This window comes from Acidocella sp. C78 (assembly GCF_907164655.1).
Map to the genome: position 1 here is coordinate 137,625 of NZ_CAJQZK010000064.1, position 17,253 is coordinate 154,877.

Annotated in this window: 15 protein-coding genes and 2 pseudogenes; 4 read left to right on the top strand and 13 right to left on the bottom strand. The window is 71.4% G+C overall.

All coding sequences use genetic code 11. The features are described from left to right. Window positions 1–6: 6 nt before the first annotated feature. The 4 genes from ACIDOCELLA78_RS84920 to ACIDOCELLA78_RS84935 all read right to left on the bottom strand — a co-directional run bounded on the left by ACIDOCELLA78_RS84920 (window position 7) and on the right by ACIDOCELLA78_RS84935 (window position 4,032). Window positions 7–888, bottom strand: coding sequence for a halocarboxylic acid dehydrogenase DehI family protein (locus ACIDOCELLA78_RS84920; protein ID WP_201728042.1), 882 nt, complete (start codon window positions 886–888; stop codon window positions 7–9). 66 nt (window positions 889–954) lie between these two features. Next, a complete protein-coding gene (locus tag ACIDOCELLA78_RS84925; RefSeq protein ID WP_249675209.1) occupies window positions 955–3,573 on the bottom strand; it encodes a cation-translocating P-type ATPase in 2,619 nt (872 codons plus the stop codon). Next, window positions 3,560–3,757: a hypothetical protein gene (locus ACIDOCELLA78_RS84930; protein ID WP_201728044.1), complete on the bottom strand. Its 198-nt coding sequence runs from the start codon at window positions 3,755–3,757 to the stop codon at window positions 3,560–3,562. The genes ACIDOCELLA78_RS84925 and ACIDOCELLA78_RS84930 overlap by 14 nt, the downstream gene beginning before the upstream one ends. Then, a complete protein-coding gene (locus ACIDOCELLA78_RS84935) occupies window positions 3,754–4,032 on the bottom strand; it encodes an AI-2E family transporter (RefSeq protein WP_201728059.1) in 279 nt (92 codons plus the stop codon). Before ACIDOCELLA78_RS84935 ends, ACIDOCELLA78_RS84930 begins: the two co-directional genes overlap by 4 nt. Window positions 4,033–4,262: 230 nt before the next feature. Here ACIDOCELLA78_RS84935 and istA point away from each other — a divergent pair, with 230 nt between their 5' ends. Next, window positions 4,263–5,789, top strand: coding sequence for an IS21 family transposase (istA, locus tag ACIDOCELLA78_RS84940; RefSeq protein WP_201727680.1), 1,527 nt, complete (start codon window positions 4,263–4,265; stop codon window positions 5,787–5,789). 17 nt (window positions 5,790–5,806) lie between these two features. Continuing rightward, the gene (istB, locus tag ACIDOCELLA78_RS84945) at window positions 5,807–6,553 is read left to right on the top strand and encodes an IS21-like element helper ATPase IstB (protein ID WP_201727488.1); all 747 of its coding nucleotides are present in this window, start codon (window positions 5,807–5,809) and stop codon (window positions 6,551–6,553) included. A 106-nt stretch (window positions 6,554–6,659) separates the two neighbouring features. On the opposite strand, the gene ACIDOCELLA78_RS84950 is transcribed toward istB, so the two are convergent. The 8 genes and pseudogenes from ACIDOCELLA78_RS84950 to ACIDOCELLA78_RS84985 form a co-directional block, all read right to left on the bottom strand. Then, on the bottom strand, window positions 6,660–7,451 hold the full coding sequence (locus tag ACIDOCELLA78_RS84950; RefSeq protein ID WP_201728045.1) for an AI-2E family transporter: 792 nt from the start codon (window positions 7,449–7,451) through the stop codon (window positions 6,660–6,662). A gap of 140 nt (window positions 7,452–7,591) precedes the next feature. Further along, complete coding sequence (locus ACIDOCELLA78_RS84955) at window positions 7,592–8,158, bottom strand: hypothetical protein (RefSeq protein ID WP_201728046.1); 567 nt, start codon at window positions 8,156–8,158, stop codon at window positions 7,592–7,594. A 135-nt stretch (window positions 8,159–8,293) separates the two neighbouring features. After that, window positions 8,294–8,628 (bottom strand): annotated as a pseudogene (locus ACIDOCELLA78_RS84960) (hypothetical protein). A 235-nt stretch (window positions 8,629–8,863) separates the two neighbouring features. Beyond that, window positions 8,864–10,030: an acyl-CoA dehydrogenase family protein gene (locus ACIDOCELLA78_RS84965; protein WP_201728047.1), complete on the bottom strand. Its 1,167-nt coding sequence runs from the start codon at window positions 10,028–10,030 to the stop codon at window positions 8,864–8,866. Between the two features lie 16 nt (window positions 10,031–10,046). Then, window positions 10,047–10,853: an IclR family transcriptional regulator gene (locus tag ACIDOCELLA78_RS84970; protein ID WP_201728048.1), complete on the bottom strand. Its 807-nt coding sequence runs from the start codon at window positions 10,851–10,853 to the stop codon at window positions 10,047–10,049. Between the two features lie 198 nt (window positions 10,854–11,051). Beyond that, a complete protein-coding gene (locus tag ACIDOCELLA78_RS84975) occupies window positions 11,052–11,642 on the bottom strand; it encodes a carbonic anhydrase (protein ID WP_201728049.1) in 591 nt (196 codons plus the stop codon). A 147-nt stretch (window positions 11,643–11,789) separates the two neighbouring features. Continuing rightward, window positions 11,790–12,458, bottom strand: coding sequence for a DapH/DapD/GlmU-related protein (locus ACIDOCELLA78_RS84980; protein WP_283770814.1), 669 nt, complete (start codon window positions 12,456–12,458; stop codon window positions 11,790–11,792). Beyond that, on the bottom strand, window positions 12,455–13,573 hold the full coding sequence (locus ACIDOCELLA78_RS84985) for a DegT/DnrJ/EryC1/StrS family aminotransferase (RefSeq protein WP_201728050.1): 1,119 nt from the start codon (window positions 13,571–13,573) through the stop codon (window positions 12,455–12,457). Before ACIDOCELLA78_RS84985 ends, ACIDOCELLA78_RS84980 begins: the two co-directional genes overlap by 4 nt. A gap of 51 nt (window positions 13,574–13,624) precedes the next feature. On the opposite strand from ACIDOCELLA78_RS84985, the gene ACIDOCELLA78_RS84990 reads away from it, so the two are divergent. After that, a complete protein-coding gene (locus tag ACIDOCELLA78_RS84990) occupies window positions 13,625–14,746 on the top strand; it encodes a glycosyltransferase family A protein (RefSeq protein WP_201728051.1) in 1,122 nt (373 codons plus the stop codon). A 114-nt stretch (window positions 14,747–14,860) separates the two neighbouring features. On the opposite strand, the gene ACIDOCELLA78_RS84995 is transcribed toward ACIDOCELLA78_RS84990, so the two are convergent. Further along, window positions 14,861–16,627: a DEAD/DEAH box helicase gene (locus ACIDOCELLA78_RS84995; RefSeq protein WP_201728052.1), complete on the bottom strand. Its 1,767-nt coding sequence runs from the start codon at window positions 16,625–16,627 to the stop codon at window positions 14,861–14,863. Window positions 16,628–16,894: 267 nt separating this feature from the next. Between ACIDOCELLA78_RS84995 and ACIDOCELLA78_RS85000 the strand changes: the two are divergent. Continuing rightward, a pseudogene (locus tag ACIDOCELLA78_RS85000) lies at window positions 16,895–17,253 on the top strand (type III polyketide synthase); the annotation flags it as partial.

Here is a 17,253-nt window from a genome sequence, read left to right on the forward strand (position 1 = left end):
GGCTGTCTATCGCAGTTGCAGGTCGAACAGAGCGACATTCAGCACGAGGCCGGGCAGGAGCCACTGGAACAGCCGGGCCACCGCCTGCATTTCGTCGAGTGGTGCATCCCGCAGCGCCGCCGCGCGCAACCCTTCGGCATCCAGCCCCGCCGGATTGGGCACGCGATGGCGGACCCGCGCCAGAGCGTCGTCATGCACCCGGCGGCAGGCCGCCTCATAGGCCGGCGTCGCGACCAGCGGCCTGATCCCGCCCCAGGCGGCGGCGAAATAGCTCGGCCAGCGCGCCAGGGCCCGGTAGTCGGTGTTGACGAAGGGCAGGCCGAGCGTCGCCTTCACATCCTCATACACAGCCCTTGTCGTCGGTTCGGCATGATGCGCCTCCATCAGCACGAACGGGCAGGCGACATCCGGCGCGTGGCGGCCGGTGAAGGGCACCGCGTCAACCGCCGCGTCAGGCGCCATCGCGCCGCCTTCCAGCAGCAGCCGCACCAGTGTGGCGATCAGCAGATAGGGGTAGTTGCCGTGGGAAAAGATCTCGATCATGTCGCGGATGGAGGCGATTTCCGCCGGCGCGTAGCCGGCGGCGTCCAGCGTTCCGCGCAGCCCGGCCGGCGCAAGGCGCGCGGCCTCCCCCTCGGCCAGCGCGCGCAGCTCGCGGCATTCGCCGACAAAGCCTGCACTGGTCACGATCGGCTCGATCCCCTGCCACAGATGGCGGAAGAAATGCGGGTAATGGGCGTAGGCCATCGTCACCACCCCCATCCATGGCACCTGCAGCGCGGTCTTCATGGCGGTGTAGAACGCCTTCCGCTCGCCATCGGCCAGATATTCCGCCAGCGGATGGATGGCGGGGATCGGGGTGGGCAGGTGCCTTTCGAGTGTGGTCATCGTCGTGTCGCCCTCCCGGCGATGCAGATCTCAAATGCGGGATGCAGGAGAGGCGATCTCCGGCCTTCAGGTCAAGATGCGGCGTGCCCATTTGACCAGTTCGAGGGCGATGAAGATCACGCTTGAGGCGGCGATCGTCACGGCGAGTTCGCCGGGGCGCAGCGGGGCGGCGCCGAAGGCGCGGTTGATCCCGGGCGTGTAGATTACCGCGAGTTGCAAGGCCACGGTGAGCAGCGCCGCGCCCAATAGTGGCGGGTTCGCGCCGAGATCGGCATGGAACGGGGGTGCATGCGCGGCGCGGACCGCCATCAGCTGCCAGAGCTGCACGAAGGTCAGCACGGCGAAGACCATCGTCTGCCAGTGCGCGTCCTGCATCCGGCGGGCGGCGGCCTCGGTCAGCAGCGTGATGGCCGCCATCAGCAGCCCGGACCACAGCACCTCCACGGCCATGCCGCCGGCGAGCAGCCGTGCGCGCGGCGGCCGCGGCGGGCGGGTCATGATGTCGGGTGCGGCCGGCTCGGTGACGAGGGCGAGTCCGGGCAGACCATCGGTCACGAGGTTGATCCACAAGATCTGGATCGGCCGCAGCGGCATTGGCAGACCGAAGAACGGGGCGAGGAAGATCGTCAGGATCTCCGCCGTGTTGCAGGCGACGATGAAGCGCACGAATTTGCGGATATTGTCATAGATCCGCCGCCCCTCGCGCACGGCGGCGACGATGGTCGCGAAATCGTCGTCCAGCAGCACGAGGCTCGCCGCCTCGCGGGCGACATCGGTGCCGCCGCGGCCCATCGCCACGCCGATATCCGCCTGAGCCAGCGCCGGCGCGTCGTTCACCCCGTCGCCGGTCATCGCCACCACCTCGCCACAGGCTTGCAGCGCGGTGACGATGCGGATTTTCTGCGCCGGATCGACCCGGGCGAAGACCGCGACTTCCCGCACCCGCCGCCGCAGGTCCGGCTCGTCGAGCGCCTGCAGCGCGGCGCCCGTCATCACCGCCGCCGCCGTGTCCGCGGCATCGTCGAGAATGCCGATCGAGCGGGCGATGGCGATGGCCGTGAGCGGGTGATCGCCGGTGATCATCACCGGGCGGATGCCCGCCGCGATGCAGGTCGCGACCGCGGCGGCGGCCTCGGGGCGTGGCGGGTCCATCAGGCCGGCGAGGCCGAGGCATTCGAGCCCGCTTTCCAGTGCCGCCTCGGGGAGGATATCCGCTGCGCCCGGCTTGTGCCGCCCGCGGGCGACGGCGAGCACGCGCAGGCCATCGGCGGCCATGGCGGCGGCGGCGCGCATGAGGGCCGCATGATCGGTCGGTGCTGCGCCGGCGGGGCCGTCCATTTCCGTGCAGAGCGGGATCACGGCCTCGGGCGCGCCCTTTGTGTAGCTGACCAGCGCGCCGTCCTCGCGGTGCAGCGTGGTCATGCGCCGCCGCTCGGCGGTGAAGGGCCGTTCGGCGCATCGCGCGTGGCGGGCGCGCTCGGCGGCCGGATCGAGCCCGGCCGCGCGCGCCGCGTGCCAGAAGGCGGTTTCGGTCGGGTCGCCCTGCGGCTCGCCGGCGGCATCGGCGGTGGCGTCGTTGCACAATACCAGGGCGCGGAGCAGCGCCGTCGCGTCGGGGTCGCCGGGGCGCCAGGCAGACGTCATCCGCATCTGGTTCAGCGTCAGCGTGCCGGTCTTGTCGGCGCAGATGGTGGTGACGGCGCCGAGCGTCTCGACGGCGGGCAGGCGGCGGATCAGCGCCCGCGCCCGCGCCATCCGCGCGGCACCGCCGGCCAGCAGCACGGTGACAACGGCGGGCATCGCCTCGGGAATCGCCGCCACCGCGAGGCTGAGCGCGGTCAGCAGCATCGGCAGCGGCGCCTCGCCGCGCAGCAGCCCGGTGGCGAGGATCAGGCCGCAGATCGCCAGCGCCGCCGCGGCGATCTGCCGGCCGAACTGGGCGAGATGGCGTTGCAGCGGCGTGGCGTCGGCGGCGGCGCCCTCGATCAGGCTGGCGATCCGGCCAAGCTCGGTGGCCATTCCGGTTTCCGTCACGATGCCCGTCGCGCGGCCGCTGAAGACGCCGGTGCCCTTGTAGGCCATGCAGGTGCGCTCGGGCAGTATGGTTCCGGCGGGAACCGGGGTGGTTTGCTTCGGCACCGGCGCCGATTCCCCGGTCAGCGCGGCCTCGCCGATGCGCAGGTCCGGCGCGTCGAGCAGCCGCAGATCCGCCGGGACCGTGTTGCCGGCTTCGAGCAGGACGAGATCGCCGGGGACGAGGGATGCGGCCGGCAGCGCCAGCACCCGCCCCTGCCGCCGCACCGTCGCGCCCGGGGCGGCGAGGCGGCGCAGCCCGGCCACCGCGTCCTGCGCCCGGGCGGCCTGGATGAAGCCGATCGCGGCATCGAGGATGACGATGGCGAGGATCACCATCGTGTCCTCGATCGCGCCGATCAGGGCGGAGAGCGCCGCCGCGCCGATCAGCAGCAGGACCATGACGTCGGTGAACTGGGCGAGCAGCAGGGCGAGCCGGCCCTGCTGCCTTGCCGCCTCGATCGCGTTCGGCCCGTGGCGGCGCAGGCGGGCTTCGGCCTCGGCGTCGTCGAGCCCGCGCGCCGCGTCGCCGCCGAGGGCTGCGACCACCGCCGCGGCATCGAGCGCGTGCCAGGCCGGCGCCGGCGCGGGGGCGGGATCAGCGCGCGCCATGGAGGAACAGCACATAGGCGTTGAGCAGATACATGGCGAACAGGCCGAAGCTGATCCACCCGCCGGAGAGGTTCAGCCGCGTGGCGACCACGTCGCCATTGCGCGACAGCGCCGGGCCGGCCAGCCCGACCAGCGCCGCGCAGAGACAGAAGCCGAGCCAGACGCCGGCGGTGTGCGGGCTCATGACGCCGGCCCGCCGAGGCGGCGGCGCAGCAGGGCGAGGGCGAGGAGGGTGGTGGTCATCGCCAGCGGGCCGAGGATGAAGCCGGGCGGACCGAGGACGATGAGCCCGCCGATGATCGCGATGAAGACCGGCACGGTGTGCAGGTTCAGCCGGTCGCCGACCAGGATGGGCCGCACCACGTTGTCGATCTCGCCGACGACGAGCGCGCCCCAGAGGGCGAGGATCAGCGCCTTCGTCTCGTGGCCTTCGAGGGCGAGATAGGCGGCTTCGGGAATCCAGTGCTGATTCCGGGCTCAATTCGCCCGGGATTCCGAGATTAACTCGCCCGGGATTCCGGGAATTATTCGCCCACCTATTCCGAGATTAATTCGCCCACCTGTTCCGACTTTTATTCGCCCAGGCGGGCGGGGTTGGCCGGGTTGGCTTGAGGTCTCTGCTGGCTGGTTCAGGTTCCCTCCCTTTGGCTGATCGAGGGAGCGGATGAATGCCAGTGGAGCGGATTGCGATGCGCGATGTGCGCGAGATTGTCAGATTGAGGATGGCGGGGCTTTCGACCCGCCAGGTGGGGATCCGGGTCGGGGTTGCGGCATCGACGGTGCGCTTGACGCTGCGGCGACTGGAGGCGGCCGGGCTCGATGGGCCAGGGGCTCTGGCGCTGTCCGAAGCGGCATTGGAAAGGCGCTTGTTCGACGGCGCGGTGGGCAAGCGGCCGGGGCATCGACGTGTGGATGAGCCGGACTGGGGGCGTATCCGCCGCGAGTTGCAGCGCAAGCACGTGACGCTGTCGATCCTGTGGGACGAGTATATTGCCGAGCACCCGGATGGGTATCGCTACAGCCGGTTCTGCGAGCTCTACCGGAGCTGGGAAGCCCGGCTACCGGTGACGATGCGCCAGACCCACGCATCGGGCGAGAAGCTGTTCGTCGATTATGCCGGCGACACGGTGCCGGTGGTGATCGACCGGCTCACCGGCGAGACGCGTGCGGCCCAGATCTTCGTCGCCGTTCTCGGCGCATCGAGCTTCACCTATGCTGAGGCGACCTGGACCCAGACCCTGCCGGACTGGATCGAGGCGCATAATCGCACTCTGGCAGCAATTGGCGGCGTGCCGGCGCTGCTGGTGCCCGACAACGCCAGGGTCGCGATCATCCGCGCCTGCCTCTACGATCCACAGGTCAACCGGACCTACACCGATATGGCGCGCCATTACGGCACGGCCATTCTCCCGGCGCGGCCGCGGCGGCCGCGTGACAAGGCGAAGGTCGAGGTGGCGGTTTTGCTGGCGGAGCGGTGGCTGCTGGGCAAGCTGCGCAACCGGGCATTTTACGGCCTCGCCGAACTGAATGCCGCGATCGCTGAATTCTGCCGCTGGCTGAACGAGGAGCGGGTCGTCCGTCGCCTGGGGGCGACAAGACGGCATCTGCTGGAAACACTCGATCGTCCCGCGCTGAAGGAACTGCCGGCCGAACCCTATGTGCTGGCGCAATGGCGGCGCCGGCGGGTCGGCATCGATTATCACGTCGAGATCGAGAAGCATTTTTACTCCGTCCCCTACCGGCACGCCCGCGCCGAGGTCGAGGCCCGGTTCACCGTGCGCACGGTCGAGATCTTTCTCCGTGGCGAACGGATCGCCGTGCACGCACGCAGGCCGGGTAACGGCAAACACACGACGATCGCCGAGCACATGCCCTCGAGCCACCGGCGTTATGGCGACTGGACCATCGCACGGATCCATCAGGAAGCCGCACGGCTTGGTCCCTCGGTCGCGACACTCTGCACCCTGATCCTCGAACGCCGGCCTCATCCGGAGCAGGGGTTCCGCGCCTGCATCGGCATCCTTCGCCTGGCCCGCAGTGTTGGCGCCGACCGGCTCGATGCCGCGGCCGAGCGCGCGCTCACCATCGGCACCCTGACCTACGGCTCGGTCAAATCCATCCTCGATAACCGGCTGGAGCGAGCCGCCGGCACCGCCAGTCCCGATCCCACCCCGATCCGCCACCCCAACATCCGGGGCGGCGGATATTTCCACTGATGACAAGGAGAAGCCTCATGCTGAACCATCCGACCCTCGATCAGATCCACCAGCTCGGTCTTGCAGGCATGGCCCGCGCGTTCACCGAGCTGCACGCCAATCCCGAAACCCCCAGCCTCAGTCACGCCGAATGGCTCGGTCTTCTGCTCGACCGCGAGATCACCGTCCGACGTGACAAGCGGTTGAGCACAAGGCTGCGCCATGCCAGGCTGCGCCATGACGCTGCAATCGAGGATGTCGATTACCGGAGTGCCCGCGGCCTCGATCGGGCTCTGTTCCAGAAGCTGATCCAGGGTGAGTGGATCGACGCGCACGACAATCTCGTCCTGAGCGGGCCGACAGGGGTCGGAAAATCGTGGCTGGCCTGTGCCCTCGGTCACAAGGCATGTCGCGATGACAGGACCGTGCTCTATCAGCGCGCCCCCAAACTCTTCGCAGAACTCGCGGTCGCCCGCGCCGAAGGGCGTCACGGCCGGATGATCCGCACCCTCGGTGCCGTCAATCTACTGATCCTCGACGACTTCGGCCTTGCTCCACTCGACGCCGGCGCCCGTCACGACCTGCTCGAGATCGTCGAGGATCGCTACGGCCGCCGCGCCACCATCATCACCAGCCAGATCCCCCCGGCGCATTGGCATGAGCTGATCGGCGATCCGACCTACGCCGACGCCATTCTCGACCGTCTGCTCCACAATGCCCACCGCATCGAACTCACCGGCGAAAGCCTGCGCAAGATCCGCAAGCAAACCCCAAAAACCGCTTGACCCAACGAGAACAGGAGAGCAACGAAATCAACAGCCACAGAGACCGCTACCCGGGCGAATAAATCTCGGAATCCCCGGGCGAATAAACGTCGGAATCGTGGGCGAATTAAAATCGGAATCCATGGGCGAATTCTCCGGAATCCGCAATCCAGACGACGAAGGTGCCGAGCACCGGGACGATGGCCAGCAGGCTCATCACGATGCCCCAGAACAGCGGCGCGCCGAGGCCGAGCGCCCAGAACATCAGCCCGGCCAGCGCGCCTTGCAGCGCCGCGACCATCACCGTGCCGTAGACGATGGCCTGCACGGTGCCGCCGATGCGGGCGAAGACCTCGTCGGCCTCCGCCGCGCCGAGCGGCAGCAGCCGGCGCAGCGCGGCGAGGGCGGCGGCGCGGTCGCGCAGCGCGTAGAACAGGATGTAGAAGGCGAGGACGATCTCGATGAGCTGGGCGACCGAGCCGCGCAGCAGGGCGGCGCCCTCATTGCCGAGCATCGCGACCAGCCGGCCGAGCAGGCCGGAGAGGTCAGGCTCCGCCGGCAGCCAGGCGAGGGCGGGCAGGCGAAGCGGCCCCTGCGACGCGAGCCGGGCCTGGATGAAGGCGGCCCCCGCGATCGCGGCATTCGCCAGCCGCTCGATGACCAGCGTCGCCGGCGCGCCGACCACGAGGATGGCCACCAGCACGACAAGCCCCGCCGCGAGCCCGCGATGGGGGAGGCGCCGCTCAAGCCGCGCCTGCAACGGGGCGAACAGGATGGCGAGCACCAGCGCCCAGGTCAGCGCGCCGAGAAAGGGCAGCGCCAGCGCGGCGCAGACCGCGAGTCCGGCGGCGGCGGCCAGCGCCAGCGGGGCAATGCCGGAGCCGCCGCCCACACGCCCGGCGGGCGGCGGCTCAGTCATGCGCCCGCATGGCCGAACCCCGCGCGCCGCCCGCCCCGACCGTGCCGTGCCCGCGCGCCATGGCGCGAGTGTAGAGCATCGGCCGGTCAGGCGGAGTTACCTGATCGGATGATGCCCGAGGACGGCGCGGGAGGATCAGGTCAGGCGGGCGGCGGGCCGCGCGGGCGCTCGCGCCGGCGCAGCCAGGCGGGCGGGCGGAAGCGGCGCGGCAGTTTCGCGTCCGCCTCGTCGGCGCGGGCTTGTGTGGTTTCGGGTTTGGGGCGTCGCTTGCGCGGGCGCTGGGGCAGGCGGAGCGCGGCCGGGAGCTTGAGGCCGAGGGTGCGGCAGAGCGGGCGGAGGATGCGGCCGAAGCGCGGATCGGCGGCGATGCGGCGCTGCAATTCGGGTTCGGCGAGCAGGGCGCGGAGCTGGCCGGCGGCGGCGACGGCCTCGGGGACCGGCGCGAGCAGCCAGGCGGCGCGGCGGGGCAAGGCGAGCCTTGCGCGATCCACCGGCCGGCGCTCGCGGTGGCGAGTGGGACGCGGACGCGGAGCAGAAACCTGGTTATCGCAGAGGCGGATCAAAAATGTGGCGTAGCGGCGCAAGCGGGTCCAGAGCAGGATGGTGAGGGCGCCGCTCTCGGGGCCGAAGACGCCGGCCGCGCCGCGCCGCGCGACGGCGTCGCACAGCGTGTCGATCAAGGCGCGGAAGCGGCGGGCGACATCCATGAACGGAACAAGAACATGTTTGCCCGGGGGTGGGCAATGTCTTTTCGCTCCTGTTTCTGCTCCTGCCTTTCCGCGCCTGCCTTTTTTTGTGCCGTGTGCCGTGTGCCGTGTGCCGCGCCGGGCGGCGCCGCGGGGTCAGAACATCCGGCCGTTGAGGAAGCCGAGGGCGGGCAGCGGGCGCCAGCCGCGCGGGAGCTGGGCGCGGGTCATCGCGCGGATCGTGTAGCGCGGCACCGGGTGCTCGCAGCGCTGGAGGAAGCCGAGATAGGCGCGGACCTGCTGCTCGCGCCAGGCGCGGTCGGCCTCGGCGCGGGTGTGGCTCGGGTGGATGTCCGCCACCCGCACCACCCGGCCGATGGTCGCGATCACCGCCCAGGAACGGTCTTCGGCGCGGGAGGGGGATTTCTCGAAGCTGCTGATCTTCTCCGGCATTTGCAACGAGATTGACACGGCGCGGGGGGCGACCGCAAGCGATTCCGTGCCGGCCGGCCGGCCGCTTGCGTGCCGGCCGGTTGTGTTCATGCCGGCCGCTTGCGTGCCGGCCGGTTGTGTTCATGCCGGCCGCTTGCGTGCCGGCCGGTTGTGTTCATGCCGGCCGCTTGCGTGCCGGCCGGTTGTGTTCATGCCGGCCGCTTGCGTGCCGGCCGGTTGCGTTCATGCCGGCCGCTTGCGTGCCGGCCGGGTTCATGCCGAGGATCTGGCGGGTCAGGCGGCGCCGGTCATTTCGCGGATCATGTTGCGGGCGATCAGGAGCTGCTGGATCTGCGTCGTGCCTTCATAGATTCGGAACAGCCTGACATCGCGGTAGAACCGCTCGACGGCGTAGTCGGCCATGTAGCCGGCGCCGCCATGGATCTGCACCGCGCGGTCGGCGACGCGGCCGACCATTTCGCTCGCATACATCTTGCAGCAGGCCGCCTCGGTGGAGACGTTGCGCCCGGCATCCTTGCGGCGGGCGGTTTCCTCGATCATGCAGCGGGCGGCGAAGGCCTCGGCCCGGCTGTCCGCCAGCATGGCCTGGATGAGCTGCTTCTCGGCGATCGGCTCGCCGAACTGCCGGCGATCGAGGGCGAAGGCGAGGCTGTCGCGGATCAGCCGCTCGGCGGCGCCGACGCAGACCGCCGCGATGTGCAGGCGCCCGCGGTCGAGCACCTTCATCGCGGTCTTGAAGCCCTGATTCTCCCGCGCCGGGCCGCCGATGATGGCGGTCGCGGGGACCCGCACATCCTCAAGGATGACGTCGCAGGTGAGCGATCCCTTCTGGCCCATCTTGCGGTCGGGCCGGCCGAGCGAGAGGCCGCTGGCGCCGGCCTCGACGAGGAAGGCGCTGACGCCGGCAGCCCCCTTCACCGCGGGGTTGGTGCGGGCGAAGACCGTGAAGAGATCCGCCCGCGGGGCGTTGGTGATGTAGCGCTTGGTGCCGTTGAGGATGAACTCGTCGCCCTCGCGCCGCGCCGTGGTGCGCAGGCTGCCGGCATCCGAGCCGGCATCCGGCTCGGTGAGGGCGAAGGAGGCGATCATCTCGCCGCTGGCGAGTTTCGGCAGGTAGTGCGCCTGCTGCGCCTCGGTGCCGTCGATGATGATGCCCTGGGCGCCGATGCCGTTATTGGTGCCGACCAGCGAGCGGAAGGCGGGCGAGGCCTGGCCGAGGATGAAGGCGGCCTGCACCTCCTCGGCCATCGACAGGCCGAGCCCGCCATGGGACTCGGGGATCGACATGCCGAACAGGCCCATCGCGCGGATTTCGGCGACCAGCTCGGCGGGGATGTCGTCCTCGGCGGCGACGCGGTCTTCGGCGGGGATCAGCCGCGCCTTCACGAAGCGGTCCAGCGTGTCGAGGAACTGGGCGAGGGTTTCGGAATCCAGGGCCATGGCGCTCTCTCTTCTGTCAGGGGGAAACGGCGGCGACGCGGCGGACGAGGTCGAGCAGGCGGGGGGCGATGTCCGCCTCGATCCGCGCCTTGGTGAGGGTTTGGGCCGGGCCGCCGCAGTTGAAGGCGAGGATCGGCGTGCCGTCGCGCGGGACGAAGGGGACGGCGACGGCGTTGACGCCCGGCTTCCAGTCGCCATACGAGGTGCAGTAGCCGCGCGCGGCGCATTCGCCGATCGCCGCCTCGATGCCGGGGCGGATCGCCGGCCAGGCCTCGCCCTCATGCAAGCGCAGCTCGTCGAGCAGGCGGGCGCGCTCGCCGGGCGGATGGGCGGCGATGCAGGCGCGGCCGAGCGCGCTGGTGGCCAGCCGGATATGCGCGCCGACCTCGATCGACAGCGTCACCGCGTCGGTGCCCTTGCAGCGCTCGAGATAGACCATCGACATCCGGTCCCGCCCGGCCATCGCCACCGGCATGCCGGAGTGATCGGCCAGCGCCTGCATGAAGGGGCGGGCGAGATCGCGCAGCTTCAGGCCGGCGAGGCAGGAATAGCCGAGCGAGAGCACCGGCGGGGCGAGGCGGTAGCGCGCGGTGTCGGCATGGTAGGACAGGTAGTCGAGCCGGTGGAGCGTGTAGGTGAGGCGGGAGACGGTGGATTTGCTGAGCCCGGTGCGGGCGGCGAGCTCGCCGTTGCCGAGCGCCTCGCCCTCGCGGCGGAAGGCGCGGAGGATGTCGAGCCCGCGGGCGAGGGCGGTGACGAAATCGCGGTCACGGGGGGGCGCTGTGTCGGCCGTGGGGGTGGGGCGCGGGCTGCGCGGTCTCATCGGCCGGGTTTAGGCGGGCGCGGCGGGGGGCGTCAAGTTTGCGGAAAAGTATTCCGCATGGCGGAATATGCGCGGGGGGAGACAGTCCCCGCCGCCCTTCAGGGGCGGCGGGGGTGACGCGGAACGGGCGTCAGCGATTCAGGCGTCAGCGATTCTGGCGTCAGCGGTTCAGGCGTCAGCGGTTCAGGCGTCAGCGGTTCAGGCGGGGCGGCCGGCCGCGGTGGCGGCGGCGACCTCGTTGAGCTTGCCGGTGCGGACGTCGAAGATGTAGCCGTGAATGGCGATGTTGGCGGGGACCAGCGGATGCGCACGGATGTGCCGGACGTCCTGCACCACGCTGTCCTCCTGGTTGCGGATCGAGAGCCACTTGATGAAGTGGCCGTCGGCGCAGCCGCCGCCGTGATGGGGGTTGGACCAGGTCATGCTGGCCGGATCGAGGCTGGCGGTGTTCAGGTTGTCCTCCAGCAGTTCGGCCATGCGCTGGTCGGTGAAGGTTTCCATGCCGCAATCGGTGTGGTGGATGACGAACCATTCGGTGGTGCCGAGCAGCTTGTGCGAGATGACGAGGGAGCGGATGGCATCGTCGGTCGCGCGGCCGCCGGCATTGCGGATGACATGGGCGTCGCCCTCGGCGAGGCCGGCATAGCGGGCGGGGTCGAGCCGCGCATCCATGCAGGTGAGGATGGCGAAGTGGCGCGCCGGGGGCATCGGCAGGTCGGCCTTCGCGCCGAAGCTGGCGGCATAGTCGGCATTGGCGGCGAGGATTTCGGTGACGGTCTTCGAGGTCATTGAGCTGCTTTCGGGTGTGGGTGGCGGGTCCGCTGGTTGCCGCGCCGTAACGTTGCGGCGGCGCGGCCGGGAAATATGGCGCCGGACGCGGAAGTCAACCGCCGGGGGTGCTGCGGGTTGGTTCAGCCGCGGTTGCGGCGGGTTGGTTCAGCCGCCATTGCGGCGGGCGAGTTCGCGCAGCGGGCGCGCCGGGTTGCCCATGACCCGCGCGCCGGGCGGCACCGACTTGGTGACCACCGAGCCGGCGGCGATGAAGGCGCCATCGCCGATCCGCAGCGGCCGCGACGCGCTGCCGTGGACGATGCTGGTGCCCATGCCGATGAAGACGTCGCTGCCGATCTCGACCCAGCCGGCGATGCGCGAGGAGCAGATGGTGGTGAAATCGCCGATCGAGGTGTCGTGGCCGATGAAGCTCAGCGGCTGGAGCTGGACGTGCCGGCCGAGCCGGACGCCGGGGCCGACATAGCAGCCGCCGCCGATGAAGCTGCCCTCGCCGGCCACGAGGTCGCGGGCGAGGGAGGGCCAGGTGCCGATCAGCCAGGCGAACTGCCCGCCGGCGGCCTCGATCCGCGCCACCAGGCGGCGGCGGTGCGCCGGGTTGCCGATGGTGACGTTCAGCGGCACGTCGCGGTAGGCGCGCCGCCAGGTCTCGAAATCGATGACGGGCACGCCGCCGATGCTGTCGGGCCGGGTGTGCGGCGAGTCGTCGATATAGGCGATGATCCGCAGGTCGCGCTCGGCGAGGATCTGCTCGATCTCCTCGCGCACCGAGACGGCGTGGCCGGTGGCGCCGTAGAGAATGACGGGATGACTCATTGCGCGCCCCGCGCGGCGAGGGCGCGCAGGATTCGCGCGATGTCGGACGCGGCGATGTCCTCGGCGACGGGCAGGCCGATGATCCGCGCGGCGAGACGCTCGGTCTCGGGCAGGGGGGCGGCGCCGCGGGCGCGGAAATAGGCCTCGGCCTGCACGCCGAGACCATACCAGCGCCTTGTCTCGATGCCGGCGCGGGCGAGGGATTCCGATGCGGCCGCGGCATCGGCGCCGCTGTCGGCCCGGAACAGGGCGTAGCAGGAGGCGATGGCGGGCGGCAGGAGCAGGTGATCGGCCAGGCCGTGGGCGGCGGCGGCCTTGCGGTAGCGCGCGGCGACCCGCCGGCGCGCGGCGATCCGCCGGTCGAGCCCGTCGAGCCAGGCGAGGCCGATCGCGGCGTGGTATTCGCTGAGCTTGCCGTTGAACCCGGCGGCGCGGCTCTCGCGGGTGTAGACCATGCCGAAATTCATCGCCTGCGCGGCGCGCACCAGCCCGTCGCGATCGGCCCAGAGCACGGCGCCGCCCTCGCCGGTGCTGAAGGATTTGGTGGCGTGGAAGCTGAGCGCCACCGGCACCGCGCCCACGGCCTCGCCGGGCGCGGCCAGCAGCGCCTCGAACGAGGCGGCGGCGTCGATCACCACCTTGATGCCGGTGCGCGCCTGGAAGGCGGACCAGTCGCGTTGCAGCGGCATTTCACCGAAAGGGGCCACCGGCAGCACGAGGCCGAGGCGGGAGGTGGGCAGGTCCGGCGGCAGGTCGTCCGGCCGCAGCCGCCAGCTCCCGGGCGCGAGATCGCAGAAGAGCGGCTCGTAGCCGGCGGCCATGGCGGCGAAGGCGGTCGCCACGAAGGTGTAGCCGGGGATCAGCGCCAGGGTGCGGCGGCCGCGCGGACGGCCGGCATGGGCGAGGATCGCCGCTTGCAGCGCGGCGGTGCCGGAGGCGGCGGTCACCAGCGTGTCAGCCCGCCCGGCCAGCAGCACGGCCAGCCGCGCCTCGAGCTGTTCGGCCAGCGGCCCGCGATTGGTGTAGACCCGGCGGGAGTCGAGTTGCGCGAGATAGGGCAGGATCGACTGGACCGGGGGCAGGAGCGGCCTGTAAACAGGCAGAGTGGTTTTCAAAATGCGTCCCTGTTTTCAATACAATCGTTTTGTCAAAAATGGTCACATTCAATGTATAAGGTTTTCGTATCCTCCCGCAATCGTCCGCTGTATCTCTGGGCCTGTCTCGACAGCCTCCATCGGCTGACCCGCAGCGCCGCCGCGATCACGCTGATCGATTCCGCCTCCGACGACATGCAGGTGCGCGAGGTGGTGCGCGGCTTCGAGCGGCGCGGCCTGTTCCGCGAGATCGTCTGGCTGCCGGCCAACGAGATCGGCGCCGTGATCCGCGAGATCGCATCGCGGCTGACGCAGGAGGACGAGCTGTTCGGTTTCATCGAGGCCGACACCGTCATCCTGCCGGGCGCGTTCGATTGCTGGCTCGCCCACATGACCGGGCTGATGCACGACGATCCGGGCTTGGCGATGCTCGGCTCCCTCGTCGATCCCGGGGATTTCGTCGACCCCGTGCAGGCGCTGCGGCTGGAGCCGGGCCGCCCGCCCCACGATGTCGGCGACATGATCTATTACGGCGATCCGGGACGGCAGGATCACCGGCCGGACACGCCGGAGCAGCTCGTGTTCTCGCCGCACAACCCTTCCGGCCGGCTGCTGGTGCTGCGCCGGGAGGCGATTCTGCAGGCCGGCCATGCCAGCGATTCGGACCTGCACGACAATCTGCGCGCGCTCGGCTACCGCACCGGGATCAGCACCCGGGTGCGGCACCGCCATCTCTCGCTGCTGAACATCTTCGACTATCCGCGCTATGACATGACGGCGCGGCACGAATACATGCGCGGTGCGACCTATCGCGGGCAGGCGGAGGCGCGCGGCTTCTCGCGCGAGGCGCAGTCGTGGACGCGGGAGCCGGACATTCATCTGCTGACGCCGCAGGGGCGGATCGAGCCCGAGCGGGACGGGCCGTGGCACCGGTTCAGCCTGGCGGAGGCCGGCGGGCCGGCCTGGCTGATGTCGCGGCGGGGGTTCGCGCTCGGCACCGCCGACCAGCGGCCGCTCGGCATCGCCATCGACCGGCTGCTGGTCGATGGCGAGGACATGCTGCGCAGCACGGCGCTGGCGGCGGGCTGGTACGCGCCGGAGGAGGGGTGGCGCTGGACCGCCGGGCGGGCGGAGCTGCCGCCGGCGCGGGAGGTGGCGCTGCGGCTGACCGGGGTGGTCGATTACGAGGCCTGAGCGGCGCCGGCCGCGCCCAGGTCAGGCACGTGAGTCAGGCGCCCGGTTTCGCGCGCGGCTTCGCGCCCGGTCTGGTCCCTGGTTTGGCATGCGGTTTGGCCCCAGCCTTGCCTGCTACCTTGCCCGCCACCTTGCCCGGCGATTTGCCCCGCGGTTGGTCCCACCGTCCGGTGGCGGGCGTGCCATCGGCGTCGGGTTTGGCGCGGGTTTGCCGCCCGGCTTGAAGCCGCTCCGGCCGGCGGGGCGGAAGCCGGGCCGCGCCGGCGGGCGGGCGGCCTGCGGCGCGGGGGCGGCGTCGGCCGGCTCGATCGCGAGGTCGGGGCTGGCGCCGGCATCGAGTGCTGCGGCGAAGGTGCCCGCGCAGTCGGCCGCGATCTCGAACCTTGTTTCGCGATCGAAGATGCGGATCGCGCCGATGTCGCGCCGGGTCAGCCCGCCGATCCGGCAGAGCAGGGGCAGCAGCCATTTCGGGTCGGCCCGGCCGTGGCGGCCGATCGCGGCGCGGAACCAGACCATCTCCCGCCCGTCGCGCGGATTGTCGTGCCGGTCGCGGGCGGGGCGCGGGGCCTCGGCCGGCTGCGCGGTGATGTCCTCCGGCGCCGGCAGGCGGGCGCGGTAGAGCCGGATCAGCGCCGCCGCCACGGCGAGCGGCGGATGGGCGGCGAGCAGCTCGCCGGCGAGGGCGATGTCGTCATCGAGCGGGGGTTCGGTGAGCAGCGGGTCGGCGAGCAGGCGGGCCTGGTCGCCGGCGCGGATCGCCTCGGCCGAGGGCGGGTCGTCCCACACCGCCTCGATGCCGGCCGAGGCCAGCAATGCGGCGGCCCGGCGCCGCCGCGCCGGCGGCACCAGCAGCAGGCACAGCCCCTTGCGCCCGGCGCGGCCGGTGCGGCCGCTGCGGTGCAGCAGCGTCGCCTTGTCGGTCGGCAGGTCGGCATGGATGACGAGATCGAGATTCGGCAAATCGAGCCCGCGGGCGGCGACGTCGGTCGCGATGCAGACCCGGGCGCGGCCGTCGCGCAGGGATTGCAGCGCCGCGTTGCGCTCGTTCTGGCTCAGCTCGCCGGACAGGGCGACGGCGGCGAAGCCGCGCTCCTGCAGGCGGCCGAACAGGCGGCGCACCGCCTCGCGCGTGGCGCAGAAGACGAGGCAGGGGCCGCTGTCGTGATGGCGCAGCAGGTTGACCAGCCCGTGCTCGACCTCGTCGGCGGCGATGCGGATGCCGCGATATTCGATGTCGGCGTGCGGCTGGTTGCGGACCAGCGTGTCGATCCTGAGCGCGTCGCGCTGGTATTGCCGGGCGAGGGCGGCGATTTCGCGGGCGATGGTGGCCGAGAACAGCAGGGTGCGGCGCTCGGCCGGGGCGGCGCCGAGAATCGCGTCCAGCTCCTCGCGGAAGCCGAGATCGAGCATTTCGTCCGCCTCGTCGAGCACCGCGACGCGCAGCGCCGACAGGTCGAGCGCGCGGCGGGTGAGATGGTCCTGCAGGCGGCCGGGCGTGCCGACGACGATGTGGCAGCCGGCGGCGAGGGCGCGCTGCTCGCGCCGCGGGTCCATCCCGCCGACGCAGGCGACGACGCGGGCGCCGGCATGGGCGTAGAGCCAGGACAGCTCGGCATGGACCTGGAGCGCCAGCTCCCGGGTGGGGGCGATCACCAGGGCGAGCGGGGCGGCGGCCTGGGGCAGGTGGTCGTCGTCGAGGATCGTGGCGGCGAAGGCGAGGCCGTAGGCGACGGTCTTGCCGGAGCCGGTCTGCGCCGAGACCAGCAGGTCGCGCGACTCGGCCTCGGGTTCCAGCACGGCGCTCTGCACCGCGGTGGGTTCGGCATAGCCACGCTCGGCGAGGGCCTGAAGCAGGGCGGGGGTCTCGATGTAAAAGGGCATGGCGGCTCATAGGGCATCGGGGCGGCGGATGAAACATCCGGGCGGGCAGGGATGCCCTGCGCCGCGAACGCGGCGCGGAAGGCGGGGCGCCGCGAACGCGGCGCGGAAGGCGGGGCGCCGCGAACGCGGCGCGGAAGGCGGGGTGCCGCGAACGCGGCGCGGAAGGCGGGGTGCCGCGAACGCGGCGCGGAAGGCGGGGTGCCGCGAACGCGGCGCGGAAGGCGGGGTGCCGCGAACGCGGCGCGGAAAGCGGCTTGCCGGTGGCGGATGGCGGCACATCTAGCAGGGATGGGCGAGGCGTTCATCAACCGGATCGGCATCGCGGTGCCGGCGCATGACATTCACCGCGACTTCACCGCCTATGCGGCGGGGCGGCTGGAACCGCGGGCGGCGGCGCTGTTCGCCCGCATGGCGGGGCGCGCCGGGATCGGGCATCGGCACTCGGTGCTGGCGCCGGGCGCGCTCGCCGAAGGCGGGGCGGACGCGCAGGAGTTCTACCGCCCCGGCGCCTTTCCCGACACCGCGGCGCGGATGGCGATGTTCGAGCGCGAGGCCGCGCCGCTGGCGCTGCGGGCGGTCGCGGACGCCGCGATCGACCCCGCCGCGATCACGCATCTGATCGTCGC